Raw genomic sequence first — 17,531 nt, 5'->3', positions numbered from 1 at the left:
CCAGCCACTGCGCACCGACCGAGCGAACCTGATCGGCCACCTCCGGGCGCACGTCGTAGCCGGTGGCCCGGCCACCGAGCCGCTTCGCCGTCGCCAACGCCTGCAAACCGGCGACCCCGACCCCGAGGACCAGCACCGACGCCGGCTTGACCGTGCCCGCGGCGGTGGTGAGCATCGGGAAGAACCGGGTCGACTCCGACGCCGCCAACAGCACCGACTTGTACCCGGACACGTTCGCCTGCGACGACAACGCATCCATCACCTGGGCGCGGGAAATACGCGGGATCGCCTCCACCGCGAACGCCGCCACCCCCGCCGCCTTCAACGCCGCGACCTGATTGTCCTGGTTGCGGGGCGCCAAAAACCCGATCAACGTCTGACCCGACGACAGGCGGCCCACTTCCGCATCCGACGGCGGCGCGACCTTCACCACCACATCCGCCGACCACGGATCGGCGATCTTCGCCCCCACCTCGGTGTACAACTCGTCCGGGATCAGCGCGCCCAACCCGGCACCCGACTCGACCACCACGTCGACGCCCTTGGCGATCAACGCGGCCACGACCTTCGGCACCAACGCCACCCGACGCTCACCGTCGCCCGACTCCCGAACGACACCGACCGTCGGATGGGGTACTGCCTCACTGTCCGTACCCAAATCCTCACCACGCGAACCTAAATCTTCGGCTTTCAACCTTCTGACTCCTGCTTTAAATCGACACCGCGCCACAATCAGTGGTGGGCTTGGCTGCACTGAGAATTGGATGACGCCCTGGAAGGGGTCGTGACCGTTGTGTAGGCATCGTCCCGCCTGCATCGGGACACGAGAACGCTGCCAGGTGACGGGTAACTCCGAAGAGAAATGAGAAGAGCTGAGGTGAGGTTTCCCTGCCGGATTCGTGGACTCGGGAAGTTGTGCAGCAGCGGTGGAGATTCCGTTGATCTAGGTCCAACAGCAATCCTGAGGGTGCTACTTCCGAGTTGCCTCGGATCGCAGCATTGGCGCAGCGCCTAGTCGGGTCCTCGGCCGGCAGCGAATCTCATGCAGGCGATACATCCTCCTGTTCCGCAGCCCACATGCCCTGGCTCTCCAGGCTCGCAATCAACGTATCGGCACCCCGCAGGATATGGTCGCGCATCAGTGAGCTCGCGATCTTAACCCTGCGCTTCTTCAGTGCCCCCAGAATTGCGGCGTGATCGTGCAGCGCGCACTCCACCCGACCCTCGATGCTGGTGTAGAACTGGTTCGGCAATTGATGCACGATCGATCCCAGTAGAGCGGCCAGTCGACGCGAATCGGACGCGAGGTTGATCGTCCGATGGAATTCGTGGCCAAGCACAATCACCTTCTCCTTGTCTCCCGCATCCACTGCCTGCTGATATCGCTCCACCACATCCGATAGATGCTTGAGCTGCGCGACAGAAATTTCGCGTGCGACGCGATATGCCAACTCGCCGGCTAGCGCCGCCTGGGCCCAGAAGATGTCCCTTACATCCTGCCGGGTGAAGGAGGCAACCGTAAACCCGCGACGCGGTACAAGCACGACCAAACCCTCACCGCGGAGAAGGAGCAGTCCCTCGCGCACCGGTGTAATACTGACGCCGACTGCTGCGGCGATCGGCTCAGTCCGAAGGAACTCACCGGGCAGGACCTTCCCTGAAATGATGAGCTCTCGTACGTAGGCGGCAACATCGTCAGAGAGCTGCCGACGCTGAAGGTTCGCCATGCGACCCAGCTCATAGGAATTGGGTTCCATGTGTCGTGTCATCCCTTTCCGCATGGCACTTTTACGCAAGTAGGCTGATGCCCGCACGGCCAACTGAACTGGGATGTACTCGTCCGATCCGCCGCTCGGCCTAGAGCAGACCGACAGGCAGTTTACGGCTAGAATGCTCCGCATTCGAGTTCTGCACTGTCACAGCCTCTCTTGCGGGACAAAGCTCACTGCTAGGCCGACACGCCGTACCGCAACATTTCCTGCTTAGAACTACCGGTTGAGGCCTCGTAGCCGAGGCTACACATGGCAGCCATTCTTGCTGCGCCTCAGAGTAATTGAATCTACTTCGACGGTCGAGACAGAACGAATGCGGGATCCCTCTCCAACTTGCCGGCCTTCTTCGCGCCGCCTGGCAGTTCAACTCCGTCGAAGAAGTCCCTATTCGCCTGCGTGTACGAGTTCCATTCAGGCGGCACCTCGTCTACGTAGAAGATGGCCTCCATTGGGCAGATGGCCTCGCACGCGCCGCAGTCGATGCATTCTTCAGGGTTGATGTACATCATCCTGTTGCCTTCGTAAATGCAGTCGACCGGGCACTCCCGGGTACACGACTTGTCCATGATGTCGACGCAAGGTTCTGCGATTACGTAGGCCATTTCTATTTCCCTTCTTCGGCAACGGCTCTCCCGCTGAGTTCAAGCATGTCTGCGGTGTGATGGATCTTGGTTCGGGACCGCCCCATCGACTCCCCAAGAGCGATCTCACCGGCGTCGATCTGTTGCCAACCGCTCCATGTCACGACGGACACTCCGCGGCCTTGGAGTGTGCCAGTGATGCCGTCGGGGTTGGGATCTGGTGCAGGAGAAAGGGTAGGAAGGTCTTCGATGACCTTCTCGACGGTCTCGACCGCATCAGCCTTGTTGGTGCCGATCACACCGCTCGGGCCACGCTTGATCCAGCCTGCTACGTACTTCCCATCGAGTACCACGCCTCGGTTCAGTATCCGGCCTGCCGTGTTCGGAATGACACCCCGAGCCTGGTCAAATGGAATCCCTGAAATGGGAACACCTCGGTAACCCACTGAGCGAAGCACCAGCTGCGCGGAAACCAACTCCGTTTCACCTGATGCGAGAGCCATACCGGCGTCATTTAGTTCAGTACGCTCAAACTTCACACCCTCCACAACCGAGGCACCGACAATCTCAGTTGGTGAGCGATAGAACCTGATGTGGATCCGGCGGGGACGCCCCTGCGGCACACGTGCTCCACACGCATGAAGGAACTCATAGTTGCGGCGTAGGTTGCGGTTGCTGCTGATCGCATCTTCGCCGGCTTTATCAAGTTTCAGATCCTCGCCGTGCACGATCACGTCCGCATTGGCAAGGTCGCCGAGTTCGGTGAGCTCTTTGGGAGTGAACCGGGCATGGACGGGGCCGCGACGGCCTACTAGATGGATGTCCTCGATCGAGCTTCGATCGAGCACATCCAACACGTGGTTTGGCATATCTGTGTGTCTGAGCTCGTCCGGGGACATCGCGAGGATGCGAGTGACATCGACTGCTACGTTTCCATGCCCAATCACGACAGCACTCGTCGCGTTGAGGGCAAATCGGCCGATGTCGCTTTCAGGATGTCCGCTGTACCAGCTCACGAAGTCGGTTGCGGAGAAACTTCCGTGCAAGTCTTCGCCGCAGACCTCGAGCCTCCGGTCGGTAGAGGCCCCGTTGGCGAGGACGACCGCGTCATAGAATCGATCCAGCTCGTCGATTGTCAGATCCCGACCGACATGAACATTCCCGAGGAAACGAACGTTCGGCCGTTCAAGCACCCGTTTCAATACATTGACCGCGGACTTGGTCTTCAGATGGTCCGGAGCAACGCCATACCGAACTAGTCCGTACGGCGAAGGAAGTCTCTCCAACACATCGACACAGACGTTGTCTGCCTGGGCTAACTCATCCGCTGCATACAGGCCTGATGGGCCGGCCCCAATTACGGCAACACGCCGGATCCTGCTCATCACAGTCCCCTCCCCTCATCAGCGAGGAACGAGGTGTGCCGCGCAAGGTGAGACAGCGCTCGGACCGCTCGGTTGGGATCGGTATAGGTCGGAATACCCAGCTTGAGAAGCTTCTGACGTGGGCGCCCGCTACCACCGGTCCACGAAACGGCAAACGGCTTATCTGTGGTGGCATAGGCCCGTCGAAGGCACTCGACGATCTCCTCTGACCCCCGGTCGGCGTTTCCGAGAACAACCAAGACCATGTCAGTCCGGTCGTGGCGGCTCACTGAATCGAGCACGGCCGCCAGCATTGCTGGGTCATTGAGCAGGGCACCGGTCAGGTCCAACGGATTGGCAGACGAGCCAAAGGAAGGAAGTATTGTTGCCATGTCCTGGCGTGCTTCGCCGTTCCACTCTTCGACCGCGAGACCTGCCTCGACGGCCGCATCCGTTGCGAGCGCTGCGGCCCCGCCGCTGAGTGTGACAATCGTCAGGCGCCGGCCGGCGCAGCGTCTTTCGGGACGAAACGCGAGGACCGCATCGACCGCGTCCTCCATGCCGTGAACCCGGACGAGACCGTAGCGACGAACAATGTCTTCGAACTCTGAATCGATACCCGCCACCGATGCGGTGTGTGCGGCGACGGCCCGCTGTCCCTCGCTCGTCCGGCCCGCTTTCAGCACGATGAGCGGCTTGGCGCTGTCCAGGGCGGTCTGGGCTGCGCGAACGAGGAGCGCAGGATCGCGTAGCCCCTCGATGTGGCCAATAGCCATGCGGACATCGTCTCGTCGCAGGAGGTTCAGTAGTACCTCCGGGACCGTCACGTCTGACTCGTTGCCGGTATTGGCGAAATACCGGACACCGGCTCCGCACCCCACCAGGGTGCTGTAGATAAATGAGCCGACCGCGCCGCTTTGGCTGACGAGACCGATAGGATCGTCAGAGACGTCCGAGGCCTCATCGAACGCCGATGAAAACGTCGCGAATGTGCTGGTTGGAACCGCAAAAGCTCCCAAGCAGTTCGGTCCGATCACCCTCAGCGAGGTCGTACTGACGATCCGGTCCAGCTCTCGTTGCAACGCGTCGGCATCAGCTCCCCCGATCTCGGAGAAGCCGGAGGCAAACACCACAGCAATGCCGACCCCGGCGGATGCACATTCGATCAAGGCCGCCGGAACCGATGCCGCTGGGGTTACAACAAGAGCGAGGTCCACCGGCACACCGATATCGGTCAAGCTCCGGAATGCAGGGACGCCCTGAACGACCTCCCGATTGGCGTTGACAGGATAGATTTTACCGGCGAACCCGAATCGCCTGAGGTAGTCGAGCGGGCGACCGGAGATCTTCGCCGGGTCATCCGATGCACCGATGATTGCGATGCTTCGAGGCTCGAACAGCAGCTCATCAACGAGCCGCTCAGGTTGAATAAGCATGGTTGTCCTCAGGATTCAACTGTTTCGGGCTGGGTCACGATTCGAGGGGGACGAACCGGGGTGCGCGGCGCTCGCGGTGGGCCGCCACGCCTTCCTTGACGTCGGGCCCACCAAAGCCAAGGAACTCCAAACCCAGTGAGGCTTCGAAGAGGGGGCCCTGCGCGCGGTACCAGTTGTTGAGGGAATGCTTGGTCCAGCGGATAGCATCCTGGGCGCCGTGGCTCATATCGTTCGCGATCGCACGAGCAGTCTCGAGGAGAATCTCGTCCTCTACGCTCAGCGACACCAGCCCTGCCCGTTCAGCATCGATACCTGAAAGCTCTTTGCAGGTAAGCAGGTAATACTTAGCTTTGGCCATCCCGCAAAGCAGTGGCCAGCACATCGCGGCGTGGTCGCCCGAGGCGACGCCGAGGCGGGTGTGCCCGTCGATGATTCGAGCGGTGTGGGCGGCCACAGAGATGTCGGCAAGGAGCGCGACGACCAAGCCCGCACCCACGGCCGGGCCGTGGATGGCCGAGATGATCGGCTTGGAGCAGTTGATCACGTTGTAGAACAGGTCGCGCGACTCGTGTAGAACGCGGAGCCTGACCGCGTAGTCCTCGATTTGCGCATCAATCAGGTCGAAGCTACCCCCAGCGGAGAAGGCCTTTCCTTCGCCCCTCACAAGCACTGCCCGAACGGCGGGATCCTTGTCGATCACCGGCCAGATCGCTGGCAGATCCGTGTGCTTAGCCTCATCGACGGCATTCAGCCCTGGTCCGTCAAAAACGACTTCAAGGACGCCCGGAAAGTGGTTCTCAAATCGTAGGCTCTTGAACTGCTCGTATTGCTTCAGCATGACATCCCTATCTGTTTATGCGCGTTCGAAGACGGCGGTCAGACCCTGGCCGCCTCCGATGCACATGGTTTCCAAGAAGTAGCGAGCGTTTCGACGATCGGCCTCACGAAGCATCGTTGCGAGAATCCGGACGCCAGTCGCTCCGACGGGGTGGCCGAGCGAGATACCTGAGCCGTTCACGTTCAGCCTTGCGAAGTCGTCGCGACCGAATCCCCACGCCGTCGTGACGGCCAACGCCTGTGCAGCGAATGCCTCATTCAGTTCGATGAGGTCCATCTGCGCGAGGGTGAGACCCGCTCGCCGAAGGGCCTTCTCGGTTGAGGGGACCGGGCCAATCCCCATTCGAGATGGGGTGACGCCAGCAGCCGCCCACGACACAAGCCGGGCCAGCGGCCGCAGTCCAAGCGAGTCTGCGAGGTCTCGCGTCGTGACGATGCACGCCGCCGCACCGTCGTTCTGCCCGCTGGAGTTACCCGCAGTCACAGTCGCTTCGGTGTCCTGCTTCAACATGACGGGAGTCAGCTTGGCCAGCGCGGCGACACTGGCTTCTGGGCGCGGATGCTCGTCGGACGACACAACCGTCGTTTCGCCGCGCCGGCCGTGCACCGCAACTGGCACGATCTCGTCGCTGAACAGTCCACCTTGCGCAGCCGCTACAGCTCGCCGGTGCGATTCCACCGAGAACTCGTCCTGGGCCACTCGACTAATGGAAAATTCTCTGCGGAGATTCTCAGCGGTCTCGAGCATCCCGCCAGGAACGGCGTATCGCCGACCGCCGGCGGTTACACGACCGCGCCCGATTCGGTCCATCAGCGGTACTTGGTCGCCTCGGATGCCCCAGCGCAATCCGAGTGAGTAGTGTTCGGCTTGCGACATACTCTCAACGCCACCGGCGATGACAAGATCGGCCACACCCGTCTGGACTCGCATTGCCGCATCCAGGACCGCTTGGAGACCAGAACCGCACCGCCGGTCGAGCTGAAGGCCTGGCACCTCCACCGGTAGGCCCGCGTCCAGTAGTGCAACCCGGCCGATCGCTGGCGCCTCACCGTTCGGATAACACTGGCCGAAAATCACATCGTCAACCTCAGCGCCGGAAACACCCGTTCGACTGAGCAGCTCTACGATTACAGCTGCGCCCAGTTCGACGGCCGTCACGTCCCGGAGCGCACCACCGTACTTTCCGACCGGCGTCCGGACCGGCTCACAGATCACAGCATCGCGCACAGCGGCCCCGTTAGATCCCACGTCCACCACTCACCTCGAGGACTGCTCCACTCACATAGCTCGCGAGTGGAGATGCCAAGAACAGCACAGCATCTGCGACTTCACTTGCCGAACCTGGCTTCATCTTGAGCGTCATCGCGGTCCGAATTAGTCCTGGCTGGACCGCGTTGACTCGTACACCTGCCCCGCCGAGTTCCTTCGCGGCGGCTTTCGTGAGTCCAATCAGTCCAGCCTTCGCGGCGCTGTAGTTCGTCTGACCAGGATTTCCGATCTTGCCCGCCAAGGAGGACATGTTGATGATCGAACCCGAACCCCGCTCCCTCATTCCTGGAGAGACAGTCCGGATGCCGAGCCAGGCGCCCTTCAGGCTCACATCGACTACCGCATCGAAGTCGTCCACGGACATTTTCGGCATGTACTTATCGATGTTGATGCCAGCATTGTTGACCAGAACGTCGACAACACCAAAGCGGTCCAGGCAATGGGAAAGCAGCACCTCATGACTGTCGATATTCGTCACGTCACAAGGGCAGAAGGTCACCCGCTCGCCATATTCGCCCATCGAGCTGGCAAGCTCCGCGAGGCGCTCCTCGTCCACATCAGCCATCACGACCGACGCGCCATTCTCAAGAAATCGCTGCGCTATTGCCTGCCCGATTCCCTGACCAGCGCCGGTGACGATCGCTCCCTGACCGTCCAACAGGTTCATCTCATCTTGCCTTTCCGGGTGACACTTCATGACGAGGTTCGACATCAGCCTCAATAGGACTTCGGGAGCCCGAGGACCTTCGTCGACACGTAGTTGAGGACCATCTCCTGGGAGATCGGTGCGATCTTGAGGAGTCGGGATTCGCGCCAGAATCTCTCCACGTGATACTCCTTCGAATAGGAGAACCCGCCGTGTGTCTGCAGTGCACGGTCACAAGCCTCAAAGCCGGCCTCACTGCCGAGAAACTTGGCTGCATTCGCCTCTGGGCCACACGGCTGCTCGTCGTCGAACAGCGCGGCCGCATTCATTGCGACTACCTCGGCCGCGTGAAGACGGACCCACGAATCGGCGAGCGGATGGGCAACCGCCTGGTTTTTTCCGATCGGCCGGTCGAAAACCACCCGCGTGTTCGCGTAGTTGACGGCAAGGTCGAGAGCTGCACGCCCAAGCCCTACTTGTTCCATCGCCACTACGATTCGCTCCGGGTTGAGGCCGTCGAGCAGGTAGTAGAACCCGCGTCCTACTTCACCGACGACCTCGGCGTCCGTAGCGATGAGTTCGTCGATGAACAACTCGTTGGAGTCGATGCACGACCGGCCGAGCTTCTCGATCTCCCGAATGACGACTTTCTCGCGATCGAGATCAGTGAAGAACAGTGTCATTCCGTCGAGCGGCCTTGCATCGTCACGCGGCGATGTGCGAGCAAGCAGTAGAATCCGCTGCGCGTTCTGCGCGTTCGTGATCCACACTTTCTGACCGGAGATCGACCAACCTCCATCCACCTTGGTCGCCCGAGTGGTGATCCTCGAGGTGTCGACTCCGGCACCGGGTTCGGTCACCCCGAATGCCATGAGCAGCTTGCCTGCTGCAACGTCGGGGAGGTACTTGCGCTTCATCTCCTCCGACCCGTGGCGAAGGATGGGGCCGGGCGGGAAGATGTAAAAGTGGATTGCCGAGGCCCCTCCGGTACCGGCGCCAGAGGCGGCAATCTCGTGCAGCATCACTGCGGACTCGGTGAGTCCGAGGCCCAGTCCCCCGTACTCCTCTGGGATCATCGCGCCGAGCCAGCCACCAGCGGCGAACGCGTTCACGAATTCCCATGGGTACTCGCCGGTCTTGTCGTGCTCCCTCCAGTACTCGAGTCCAAATCGGTTCGCCAACTCACGGACCGTCTTCCTGATGAGATCCAGATCAGCCTCTGATGGGGTTTTCGACATGCTTGAGTCCTTATCCGTGGGTGGAGGGATCCGCAGCGAGACGCTGTGACCCCGTGGGGGCGATGTCCGCGTGCGTTGGGATGGCCGCGATAGGCGTGGTGGGATCCAGCGCCGACAGGTCGCCCAGCGGCTGTCCGAGGTATTGTGCTCGAATCGTGCGCCGCATGGTCTTGCCGTTCTTGGTCTTCGGCAGCGTTCGGACGTAGATGATGTCGGCAGGCGTGATGGCTTTGCCGATCTGCCCCGAGACACTCTCGTGCAGATCTGCCTGCGTGGGTTGGCATCGCTCATCCACAGCAACCGCAAACGCAACGATCTTCTGGCCGCGCATGGGATCCGGTACACCGATTACCGCTACGTCCACGATCCTGGGATCAGCGAGAATCGCGGTCTCGATTTCTGCGGGGCCGACGCGACGACCGGCGATCTTGATCGTGTCGTCGGAACGTCCTAGTACCGACCAGTATCCGTCCTCGTCGACGACCGCCAGGTCGCCATGCACCCACACTCCTTGGTGGGTCGACCAGTAGGTGTTCAGGTAACGCTCGTTGTCGTTCCAGAAGCCACTCGCCATCCCAGGCCATGTATTGAGGAGGGCAAGCTCGCCGACCTCGCCGACCGTTGGAACACCCCGTTCATCGAGTACAGCGACGTCCATGCCAAGCAGCGGCCCGGAGAAGTTGGCCTCCCCCTGCGGCAAAGATGTGTAGCACGACAGAATGCCTCCTCCGACTTCGGTGCCGCCTGTGTAATTGAGTATCGGCAGGCGCGACTCTCCGACGGTCTCGTACAGCCACCGCCAAGAAGGCGAGTCCCACGCCTCGCCGGTCGAGGCAAACGCCCTCAATGAACCCAGGTATGCGGTCGGCGCGGCACCGCCCGATTGAGCGATCAGCATGCGGGCGGCGGTCGGGGCAATCCCCTGCACAGTCACGCCGTTCCGCTCCACGATGTCCCAGAGGCGCGATGCGGTAGGATGGTTGGGCACACCTTCGATCAGTACGATCGTCGCGCCGAAGTGCAGGCCGCCAACGATCATGAGTGGACCCAGATTCCAACCCATATCGGCGATCCAGCCAAGGACATCATCTTGCTGCATATCGAACGCGTAGCCGAAGTCAATCGCGGCTTTTGTAAGGTACCCGGCGTGTGAGTGGACGATGCCTTTCGGCTTGCCGGTCGTACCGGAGGTGTAGATGATCATCAACGGATCATTGGGGTCGAGCTCAGTAGCGGCGACCGACTGGTGATTCCGTTCAAACGAGTCCCAGAACCGATCCCTATCCGGTGTCATGGGCACGGACATCCCTGACGACCGAACAACCAGCACGTTGCGTACTTCGGTTGCATCCTGCAGGGCCTGGTCGACGATCGGCTTCAGTGCAACCGTCTTGCCGCGACGCGTTGTGGCGTCAGCGGTGATGACGACCACGGCACCGGAGTCGTGAAGCCGATTGGCGACCGCCTCCGACCCGTAGCCCGAGAATGTCGGAACGACGATCGCACCGATCCGGGCACAGGCGAGGAAGGCAACCACGGCCTCGGGTACTACAGGGAGAAACAGGGCCACCCTGTCGCCCTTGATGACCCCCAACTCGCGTAGCCCGTCGGCAATTCGAGAAACGTCGTCCGCGAGCTGACGATAGGTCAGCTGGCGGCGGTCGCCAGAATCACCTTCGTAGATGACAGCCGCCTTGTCCCCGTTGGGACCGTCTGCATGCGCGTCCACGCAACTGTTGACGACGTTAATGCCGCCGCCGACGAACCATCGAGCGAATTCCGGCCCCTCAGATTCATCCTTGAGCTGCTCGTAGGGTGTCGTGAACCGAATTTCGAGATCCTCGAGAGCCGCCGGCCAGAACCATTCTGGGTCATCGACGGATGCACCGTGCAGCTGTCTGATATCGGAATATCCCCACCGCCCCATGGCGGCCATCAACCGGCTGCGTGACAGCTCGCGCTCAGATGGAAGCCAGACCGGGTTCGCGTGCGTACCGAACTGGGCAAGTCCCCTCATTTGCGTAACGCCTCCAATTCCGTGTCGGCCGTGCGACGATGAATGTTCATCGATTCACGACCGAGTCACGTCGATACATGAGTGCTGCGCGCTGACAACTACAAATGATCTCGTCCCGCTGGTTCATGCCGAGGTGGCGCCAAGTGACGATCCCTGAATCCGTGCGACTCTTCGACTCACGCCGACTCAGGATCTCGGTTACCACGTGAATCGTGTCCCCGTGAAAGACCGGCTTCGGGAAGGTAACCTGCTCGAAGCCAAGATTCCCAAGAGTGGTGCCCTGAGTCGTATCAGGGACGGTGATCCCAGTTACGAGGCCAAGGATATAGATGCTGTTGACCAGGCGTTGACCGTAAATCGTTTCCTTGCTGTACTCCTCATCGAGATGAACCTGAGCCACATTCAACGTCAGTGCACAAAACAGCACGTTGTCCGTCTCGGTAACAGTTCGCCGGGTGCCGTGGTCGAATACACGCCCTGGCTCGCACTCCTCGAAGTACAGCCCGGTCATCGCAGAACCGCCGACGTATCGTCGTTGGACTTTCGCGAGGTCAACGTCGCGTGGAGGTCCACGACCGCCTGAGCGGTCTTCACGTGCGCGTAGTCGATGTGTTGTCCCTCGTAGTCCACAGCGGCGATTCCGTCGCGTTCGGCCGCTTCAAAGGCCGCGATCATGCCTTCGTAGAACTCAACTTCCGCGTCAGAGGGACTGAAGACCTCGTTGGCGATCTGGACATGCGATGGGTGGATCACAACCTGTCCGCGGAAGCCGAGGCGCCTGTTGTCGACCGCGAAGCGCCGAGCGCCTTCGAGGTCGTGGACGTCTTGCCAGAGGCCGAACAATGGAAACTCACAGCCGGCGGCGCGGGTTGCAAGGAGAGCTCGACTGCGCATGTACAGCGTCTCGAGCCCTTCGGGTGTGAACTGGAATCCGACAGAGCGTGCGACATCAGCATCGCGTGCCGTCCCGGCAAACAGCGTGGCATTTCGTGGCGAGGCGGCGATGAGCCGCTCACAGGATGCGTAGGCCTGCGCGGTTTCCAGTGCCAGGATGAATTCAAAGTGACCGGACGGAACGCCGTTGCGCCGCTCAAAATGGGTCACGAGGGCATCGAAGTGGGCAATATCGACCTCACTGAACGTCTTCGGCAGGACAAACCCGTCGAGCTGTTCAATCGCGATCACTTCGAGGTCGTCTCCCGTGAGCCCGCTGTCGAGAGCATTCAGCCTCGCGTACAGGCCGATGTCACTTCCAGACTGGCGTACCTCCCGGACGGACTGGGCAACAGTGTGACGCGCCTCATCCTTGAGTGAGCTCGGGACCGAGTCCTCAAGGTCAAGTATCAGTGCGTCCGCACTGGATGCGATTCCCTTCGCGACCCAGGACTGTCGATGTCCGGGAACGAACAGGAGTGAGCGACTAAGTTTCACAATGCCTCCGAGGAAGTGAGCGTGTTGGCGCGTTGCGCGATGTCATCGGTGGGCTGGTTCTCCAGGGCCTGGAAAAGCGTGCCGGACTCGAGGAGTTGCCGGACCTTCGGCTCCGAGGAGACGGTCACCGCAATCTCACGCGAGTGTTCTCCAATGCGAGGAACATCCGTCTCACGCTTCGGCCTACTTCCCGCAAATCTCCACGGCACATTGACAAGTTGAGTTTGATCCACGCCATTCGTCATGAGATCCAGCGCGCCGGTCTGAGGGTGACCGACAACGTCCGCGAGGTTCAAGACCGGCGCAAACGGTATATCTGCGCCTGTGAGCAAGCGTCCCCACTCCGCGCTGTCGCGCTGGCTGAAGACAGGTTCGAGAACTGCTCGCAACTCGAGGTAGTTCTCAACACGGTCGGAGTAGGCGAGAAACCGCGGGTCCGCCTTGAGTTCTGGCTTGTCCACCAGATCTGCCAGCTGATGCCAAAACTTCTCGGACGAGGACAGATGGAGTGTAAGCCGCTCGCCATCGCCGGTTCTCAGGCAAAAGTTCTGGGCCTGCGGATGTCGAGACTCGCGCGTTGGCGGCACTCCGGTTTCGCCGAGCTGGGTGAGGGCATCGATCGTGAGCGTCGAGACGGCCTCGAACATAGAAGTCTGAACTACGGTGCCGGAAGCGCCGTGACCGCGCGCGACGAGGCCGGCAAGCACTCCCGTCGCCGCAATGATTCCGGTGATCAGGTCGGCAAGGCATGTCCCGGACAGCCTCGCGTCATCAGGGTCGTTCAGGATCGAATACAGGCCGCCGAGACTCTGCCCAATGCTGTCGTACGCCGGCCGCTGAACCAGTGGGCCAACTTCGCCGAAGCCCGTCACTGATGTGTAGACAAGCCTCGGATTTTCTGCCAAACACGCCGCAGAACCGAGTCCGAGCGCTTCGAGCTTCCCGGGCCGGACATTTTCGATGAATACGTCCGATGTCCGTACAAGCAGCTTCACTAGCTCAACGCCGTCCGCTTGCTTCAGATCGACGGCGACGCTCTTCTTCCCGGCGTTGTACTGGGCGAAGTACGGACTTGCGTGATCAACACCGCGCCGAAACGCGTCCCCGCCTTCTGGATGTTCGACCTTGATCACCTCCGCGCCCAGGCTGCACAAGATCGAACTCGCATACGGCGCGGCGATGTAACCACCAACCTCGAGAACCCGAACGCCACTGAGAGGGGAACTGTCGGGCGCGCGGGTTGGCGCCTCGGACGGATGGCCGCTCATAGCGTCGTTGCCATTCCTCCGTCGACGGGGAGAACAGTGCCCGTCACGTATGCCCCCGCGCGGGAGGCCAGGTAGATCGCCGCTCCCGCCATATCGCTGTCGTCAACGAATCGTTTGGTCCGGGCCGCACCGAGCACCGCATCCGCACCCTTGGTGGCAACCGTCGCTTGCATCATCTTGCTCAGGTACATCCCTGGTGCAATCACATTGACGGTCACGTGCCGATCCGCCAGCTCGCGAGCGAGGTGTCGACTCAAATGGTGCACAGCGGCCTTCGACGCCGAGTAGGCGTAGGTATCGTGAGCAGGCACATGGAGACCGTCGATCGATCCAATATTGATCACCCGCGCGGGACTATCCATGGTTGCCCCTTCGGCCAACAGCGGTAGAAGGCCTCGGATCAGGAAGAACGTCCCTTTGACATTCAGGTCGAAGACCTTGTCCCACCCGTTCTCGGGGTAGTCAATCAACGGCGCAGCCCAAAGAGCGCCAGCATTGTTGATGACGACATCCAGAGACGTCTCCCTCACAGACAATTCACCGACGAGCCCCTCACAGCCGGCGTACGTCCCCAGGTCAGCTGACAGCGGGATACACTCTCCAATGTTGGCCAGCTCGTCCGCCGTCGCCTTGCATGCGTCGTAGTCGCGTGAGCAAACATAAACTCTCGCACCGGCCGACACGAAGGCCGACGCGAGCCCACGTCCAATACCGCGGCCGCCTCCCGTCACCAACACGGTCTTACCGCGTACGTCGAATAGCGAGTCTGTCTGCACGGCAATCTCCCTTGAATCTTGTTCCTGCATATGCTTCGTCACCTCCGTCTACATTCCGCTGCGGACTGCTACTCGCTTCAGGACATCGATGGCATCGCCCGCGTCGCGGGGCCCGTACGGAAGCTCAAGAATTACCTCGGAAAAGCCATGCTCGCGGTAGCACGGGAGTGAGTCCCGGTCGATGGCACCCGAACCGGGGTCGGGACCAGGCCCTGGCTTTGCAACCAGTCGCAGTTCGCTGAAGTCGCGCTGCGCGTCATCGCACGCCCTCTTCAGACGTTCCAGGTGACGAGAAAGACTCTCCAGCGGTTGCTTCGCTGGTATCCAGCCATCACATGCCCGGGCAACCAGTCGCATCGCCACGGGGCTCAGTCCGCCCCATAGGAACTCGATCGGTCCAGCAGCTCGAGGGAGCATCGTAAACTGTTCTTTGCGCTCAGTGCCGTCGTGCGAGCGCACTGTAAACTCGGCTCCGCCGCTCGAGACCAACTGTCGGATGGATTCGATAGCCAACCGGGCGGTCGTGGCGCGTCCTTCAAACTTGGCACCAACGGCGTCGTATTCCTCGCGCAGCCAACCTGTACCGACACCGAGGGCGATCCCTCGCTGGCTGAGCCAAGACAGCGAAGACAACTGTTTGGCGAGCAAGACCGGGTTTCGCAACGTAAGGATGAGAACGCTTGTCCCGATACGCATATTCGGGCCAATCTGTCCTGCCACCCACCCCAACGCCAGCAGCGGATCGACCCACGGTGTGTCCGCCGAGAAGGGCCGCTGGCCATCGGAGGTGTGTGGGTACGTCGACGCGGTTGCACAAGGTAGCACCACATGATCACCGAACCAAAGCGACGAATAACCTAGGTCCTCTGCTGCGCGAACGATGGCGAGTAGTTCTGCCGGAGGTAGCTTGTCAGTGGCAAGCGGAAGCCGGACTCCAACTGCAACGCCTGCCGGTCCTGACACGGAATACTCCTTCGAGAATCGAATTACTGATTTGGATGCTGTCCACATCCGGCCGCCGCGACGTAGGCCACAGTCGAACGTTCACTCCGAACTGTGCAGCGGGCCGCGCTTGCGCCGTTCGTCGATCAGTTGGCCCCTGGAGATGCACTCCCGGATGCCTCGGCCTCGGCCAAGATGTCATTGACGACGACGATGGCCTGACGAACCCGTAGGAATCCGAGATACGGGATCAGGTGCAGTAGCACTTCTCGAATCTCCTCGGGGTTCAGCAGTCCGCAGCGCAGGGATCCTTGAATGTGCGTGGACAGTTCGTCCGTCGCCTCCATCGCCGTCATGGCGCCGATCGTCAATGCACTCCGGATGCGAAGCTCGAGTCCAGGACGCGCCCAGAAAGCGTTCCAGGCATGAAGGCCAGCGAGCTGCGAAAAATGGGCGAGTGCGTCGGTAGATCCAGAGTTTGAGCGGTCTACCCAGCCGTCACCCATTATGTCGCGTCGGAGTTGATCTCCATCAAGATAGCCATTGTCAGTACCAGAAGTCATGCCCGGCTCCAATCATCATCGATAGCGAGAATGCCCAAACGTAGGCGGCCAGTAATTCAGAAACTAGGCGAGTACGGAACGCCGGTCCAACAGCAGATTGGTTGACACTCACAGCCGAACCGCCACCAATATCCTTGGGCAGCAAAACCCAGGTGGGTGAGGTCACGAACGCGCTGGACAAGGTAGTAACGCGACATCGGTTCGACGCAACCACGGCGAGTGCGCCGATCGTCAAGTCCGAGGATCGGGGTCGACGAGCGGCGTCCTCCTGTGTCGGAGTTCCGGCGGCGGTGCGTGGTTCGGCTGACAGGCCTACCATTTTCTCGCCCACGCCAGCCAGATCAGCCGCCGGATGCAGGGCACCGCTCGCGGACCAACCACCTGCATTCCTCCACCAGCCCACAGAGAAACGTCGACCCCTTATCTGAGCGGTGGGCGCGCCCGCGACGGCGTGCGGGACGTCCCGATCCGCGCAGCCGCTAGCGTTCACGCCCACCACCTCATTCCCGGCCGCGCCAATCGACCAGATCTATCCACCGGCACGGCGATGGGTACGCACAGGGCGTTTGGCTGCCTCACAAGGTCACCGACCGCTCGCCGGCCTGGTGTTGTTGCGCCAAGAAACCATTGCCCTTGATCACCGCAATGACGGCCGACCAGATTCCCACCGGCGACCACCCGGTCCCCAACCATAGTTGTGACCTTCGCTTAGATGCAATACCGTTCAGTTAGTGAACAAGGATGGTGCATCTCGGCGGTTGGGTGGGTTGTGGATGGTGTTGGTGGTGTGCGCGTTTGGCGGCCCATTTGAGGACTTTGCGTTTGACGACGCGGGGGTTTGATCGGGGTCGGCGTGCTGGGGTGATGCGGCGCAGGAGTTTGGCGATGCCCTGATTCCACAATCGGGTGGCGGCGTGGTGGTTATGAGGGGGAAAAAGAGCTGTGGGACAGGGATCGTCGGGTGATCCGCAGGGCGGCGACGAAGGAGATCCGGTCCGGGTCGTGACTGCCGGCGGTCGCGGCGTCGCGCATCAGGGTGCGGATGGCGTAGTGGCAGCACAGGTGCCCCCAGATTTCCTGCTCGACCAGCGGTGGGGATTTCGACCGCAGGACCGCTCGCGGCCCGCGTTGGTGGGTTTTGAGTTCGTCGAAGGTGTTCTCGATCTCCCAGCGTTGGGCGTAGGCGAGGGCGAGTTCTTCCGCGGATGCGTCGGCGGGGTCGAGGATGGTGGTCAGCAGCCGGTACTGCTCGGGGTTTCCCCGCCCGTCGTCGAGGGTGTAGTCGATCACGCGCACCGTCAGTGGTGTGCGCTGCTGCCGATTCTTCCCGGAGGTGGGGACGATCTGCGCCAGCCAGGATCCGTCGTCGAGAGTCTCGAGGTGGCGAGGC

Annotated in this window: 17 protein-coding genes; all 17 read right to left on the bottom strand. The window is 61.3% G+C overall.

All coding sequences use genetic code 11. The features are described 5' to 3' along the window. Positions 1-658: Rossmann-fold NAD(P)-binding domain-containing protein (locus RJ1_RS41950; RefSeq protein ID WP_501193864.1), on the bottom strand; the 658-nt coding region annotated here is incomplete at its 3' end. A 382-nt stretch (positions 659-1,040) separates the two neighbouring features. Further along, the gene (locus tag RJ1_RS41945) at positions 1,041-1,757 is read right to left on the bottom strand and encodes a GntR family transcriptional regulator (RefSeq protein WP_073369963.1); all 717 of its coding nucleotides are present in this window, start codon (positions 1,755-1,757) and stop codon (positions 1,041-1,043) included. A gap of 302 nt (positions 1,758-2,059) precedes the next feature. Continuing rightward, positions 2,060-2,374, bottom strand: a complete 315-nt coding sequence (fdxA, locus tag RJ1_RS41940; protein WP_073369961.1) for a ferredoxin — start codon at positions 2,372-2,374, stop codon at positions 2,060-2,062. 2 nt (positions 2,375-2,376) lie between these two features. Further along, positions 2,377-3,738: an FAD-dependent oxidoreductase gene (locus RJ1_RS41935; protein ID WP_073369958.1), complete on the bottom strand. Its 1,362-nt coding sequence runs from the start codon at positions 3,736-3,738 to the stop codon at positions 2,377-2,379. Beyond that, positions 3,738-5,153, bottom strand: a complete 1,416-nt coding sequence (locus RJ1_RS41930) for an acetate--CoA ligase family protein (RefSeq protein WP_073369955.1) — start codon at positions 5,151-5,153, stop codon at positions 3,738-3,740. Before RJ1_RS41930 ends, RJ1_RS41935 begins: the two co-directional genes overlap by 1 nt. Positions 5,154-5,187: 34 nt before the next feature. Next, entirely contained in the window at positions 5,188-5,991 is an 804-nt protein-coding gene (locus tag RJ1_RS41925) for an enoyl-CoA hydratase/isomerase family protein (RefSeq protein WP_073369952.1), read from the bottom strand. A gap of 15 nt (positions 5,992-6,006) precedes the next feature. Further along, positions 6,007-7,239 carry an acetyl-CoA C-acetyltransferase gene (locus tag RJ1_RS41920; protein WP_073369971.1) on the bottom strand — a complete coding sequence of 411 codons (1,233 nt, stop codon included), beginning with the start codon at positions 7,237-7,239 and terminating at the stop codon, positions 6,007-6,009. Next, positions 7,229-7,927, bottom strand: coding sequence for an SDR family oxidoreductase (locus tag RJ1_RS41915; RefSeq protein WP_073369968.1), 699 nt, complete (start codon positions 7,925-7,927; stop codon positions 7,229-7,231). The genes RJ1_RS41920 and RJ1_RS41915 overlap by 11 nt, the downstream gene beginning before the upstream one ends. Positions 7,928-7,977: 50 nt before the next feature. Beyond that, the gene (locus RJ1_RS41910; RefSeq protein WP_073369950.1) at positions 7,978-9,144 is read right to left on the bottom strand and encodes an acyl-CoA dehydrogenase family protein; all 1,167 of its coding nucleotides are present in this window, start codon (positions 9,142-9,144) and stop codon (positions 7,978-7,980) included. Between the two features lie 10 nt (positions 9,145-9,154). Next, positions 9,155-11,161, bottom strand: a complete 2,007-nt coding sequence (locus RJ1_RS41905) for an AMP-binding protein (protein WP_083400372.1) — start codon at positions 11,159-11,161, stop codon at positions 9,155-9,157. Between the two features lie 46 nt (positions 11,162-11,207). Next, positions 11,208-11,672 carry a MaoC family dehydratase gene (locus RJ1_RS41900; protein ID WP_073369947.1) on the bottom strand — a complete coding sequence of 155 codons (465 nt, stop codon included), beginning with the start codon at positions 11,670-11,672 and terminating at the stop codon, positions 11,208-11,210. Then, a complete protein-coding gene (locus tag RJ1_RS41895; protein ID WP_073369945.1) occupies positions 11,669-12,592 on the bottom strand; it encodes an HpcH/HpaI aldolase/citrate lyase family protein in 924 nt (307 codons plus the stop codon). The genes RJ1_RS41900 and RJ1_RS41895 overlap by 4 nt, the downstream gene beginning before the upstream one ends. After that, on the bottom strand, positions 12,589-13,860 hold the full coding sequence (locus RJ1_RS41890) for a CaiB/BaiF CoA transferase family protein (RefSeq protein ID WP_073369943.1): 1,272 nt from the start codon (positions 13,858-13,860) through the stop codon (positions 12,589-12,591). Before RJ1_RS41890 ends, RJ1_RS41895 begins: the two co-directional genes overlap by 4 nt. Further along, positions 13,857-14,678, bottom strand: coding sequence for an SDR family oxidoreductase (locus tag RJ1_RS41885; protein ID WP_338049552.1), 822 nt, complete (start codon positions 14,676-14,678; stop codon positions 13,857-13,859). Before RJ1_RS41885 ends, RJ1_RS41890 begins: the two co-directional genes overlap by 4 nt. 6 nt (positions 14,679-14,684) lie before the next feature. Then, positions 14,685-15,599 (bottom strand): LLM class flavin-dependent oxidoreductase, encoded by a 915-nt coding sequence (locus tag RJ1_RS41880; protein WP_073369939.1) that lies wholly within the window; start codon positions 15,597-15,599, stop codon positions 14,685-14,687. 125 nt (positions 15,600-15,724) lie between these two features. Continuing rightward, a complete protein-coding gene (locus RJ1_RS41875) occupies positions 15,725-16,141 on the bottom strand; it encodes a carboxymuconolactone decarboxylase family protein (RefSeq protein WP_073369937.1) in 417 nt (138 codons plus the stop codon). 921 nt (positions 16,142-17,062) lie between these two features. After that, positions 17,063-17,531 (bottom strand): transposase (locus RJ1_RS41870; protein ID WP_143169595.1); only part of this gene is annotated, 469 nt, incomplete at its 5' end.

It is taken from the genome of Rhodococcus jostii NBRC 16295 (genome assembly GCF_001894825.1).
Classification (GTDB): Bacteria; Actinomycetota; Actinomycetes; order Mycobacteriales; family Mycobacteriaceae; genus Rhodococcus_F; species Rhodococcus_F jostii.
This window is presented reverse-complemented; position numbering and strand designations above follow the sequence as displayed.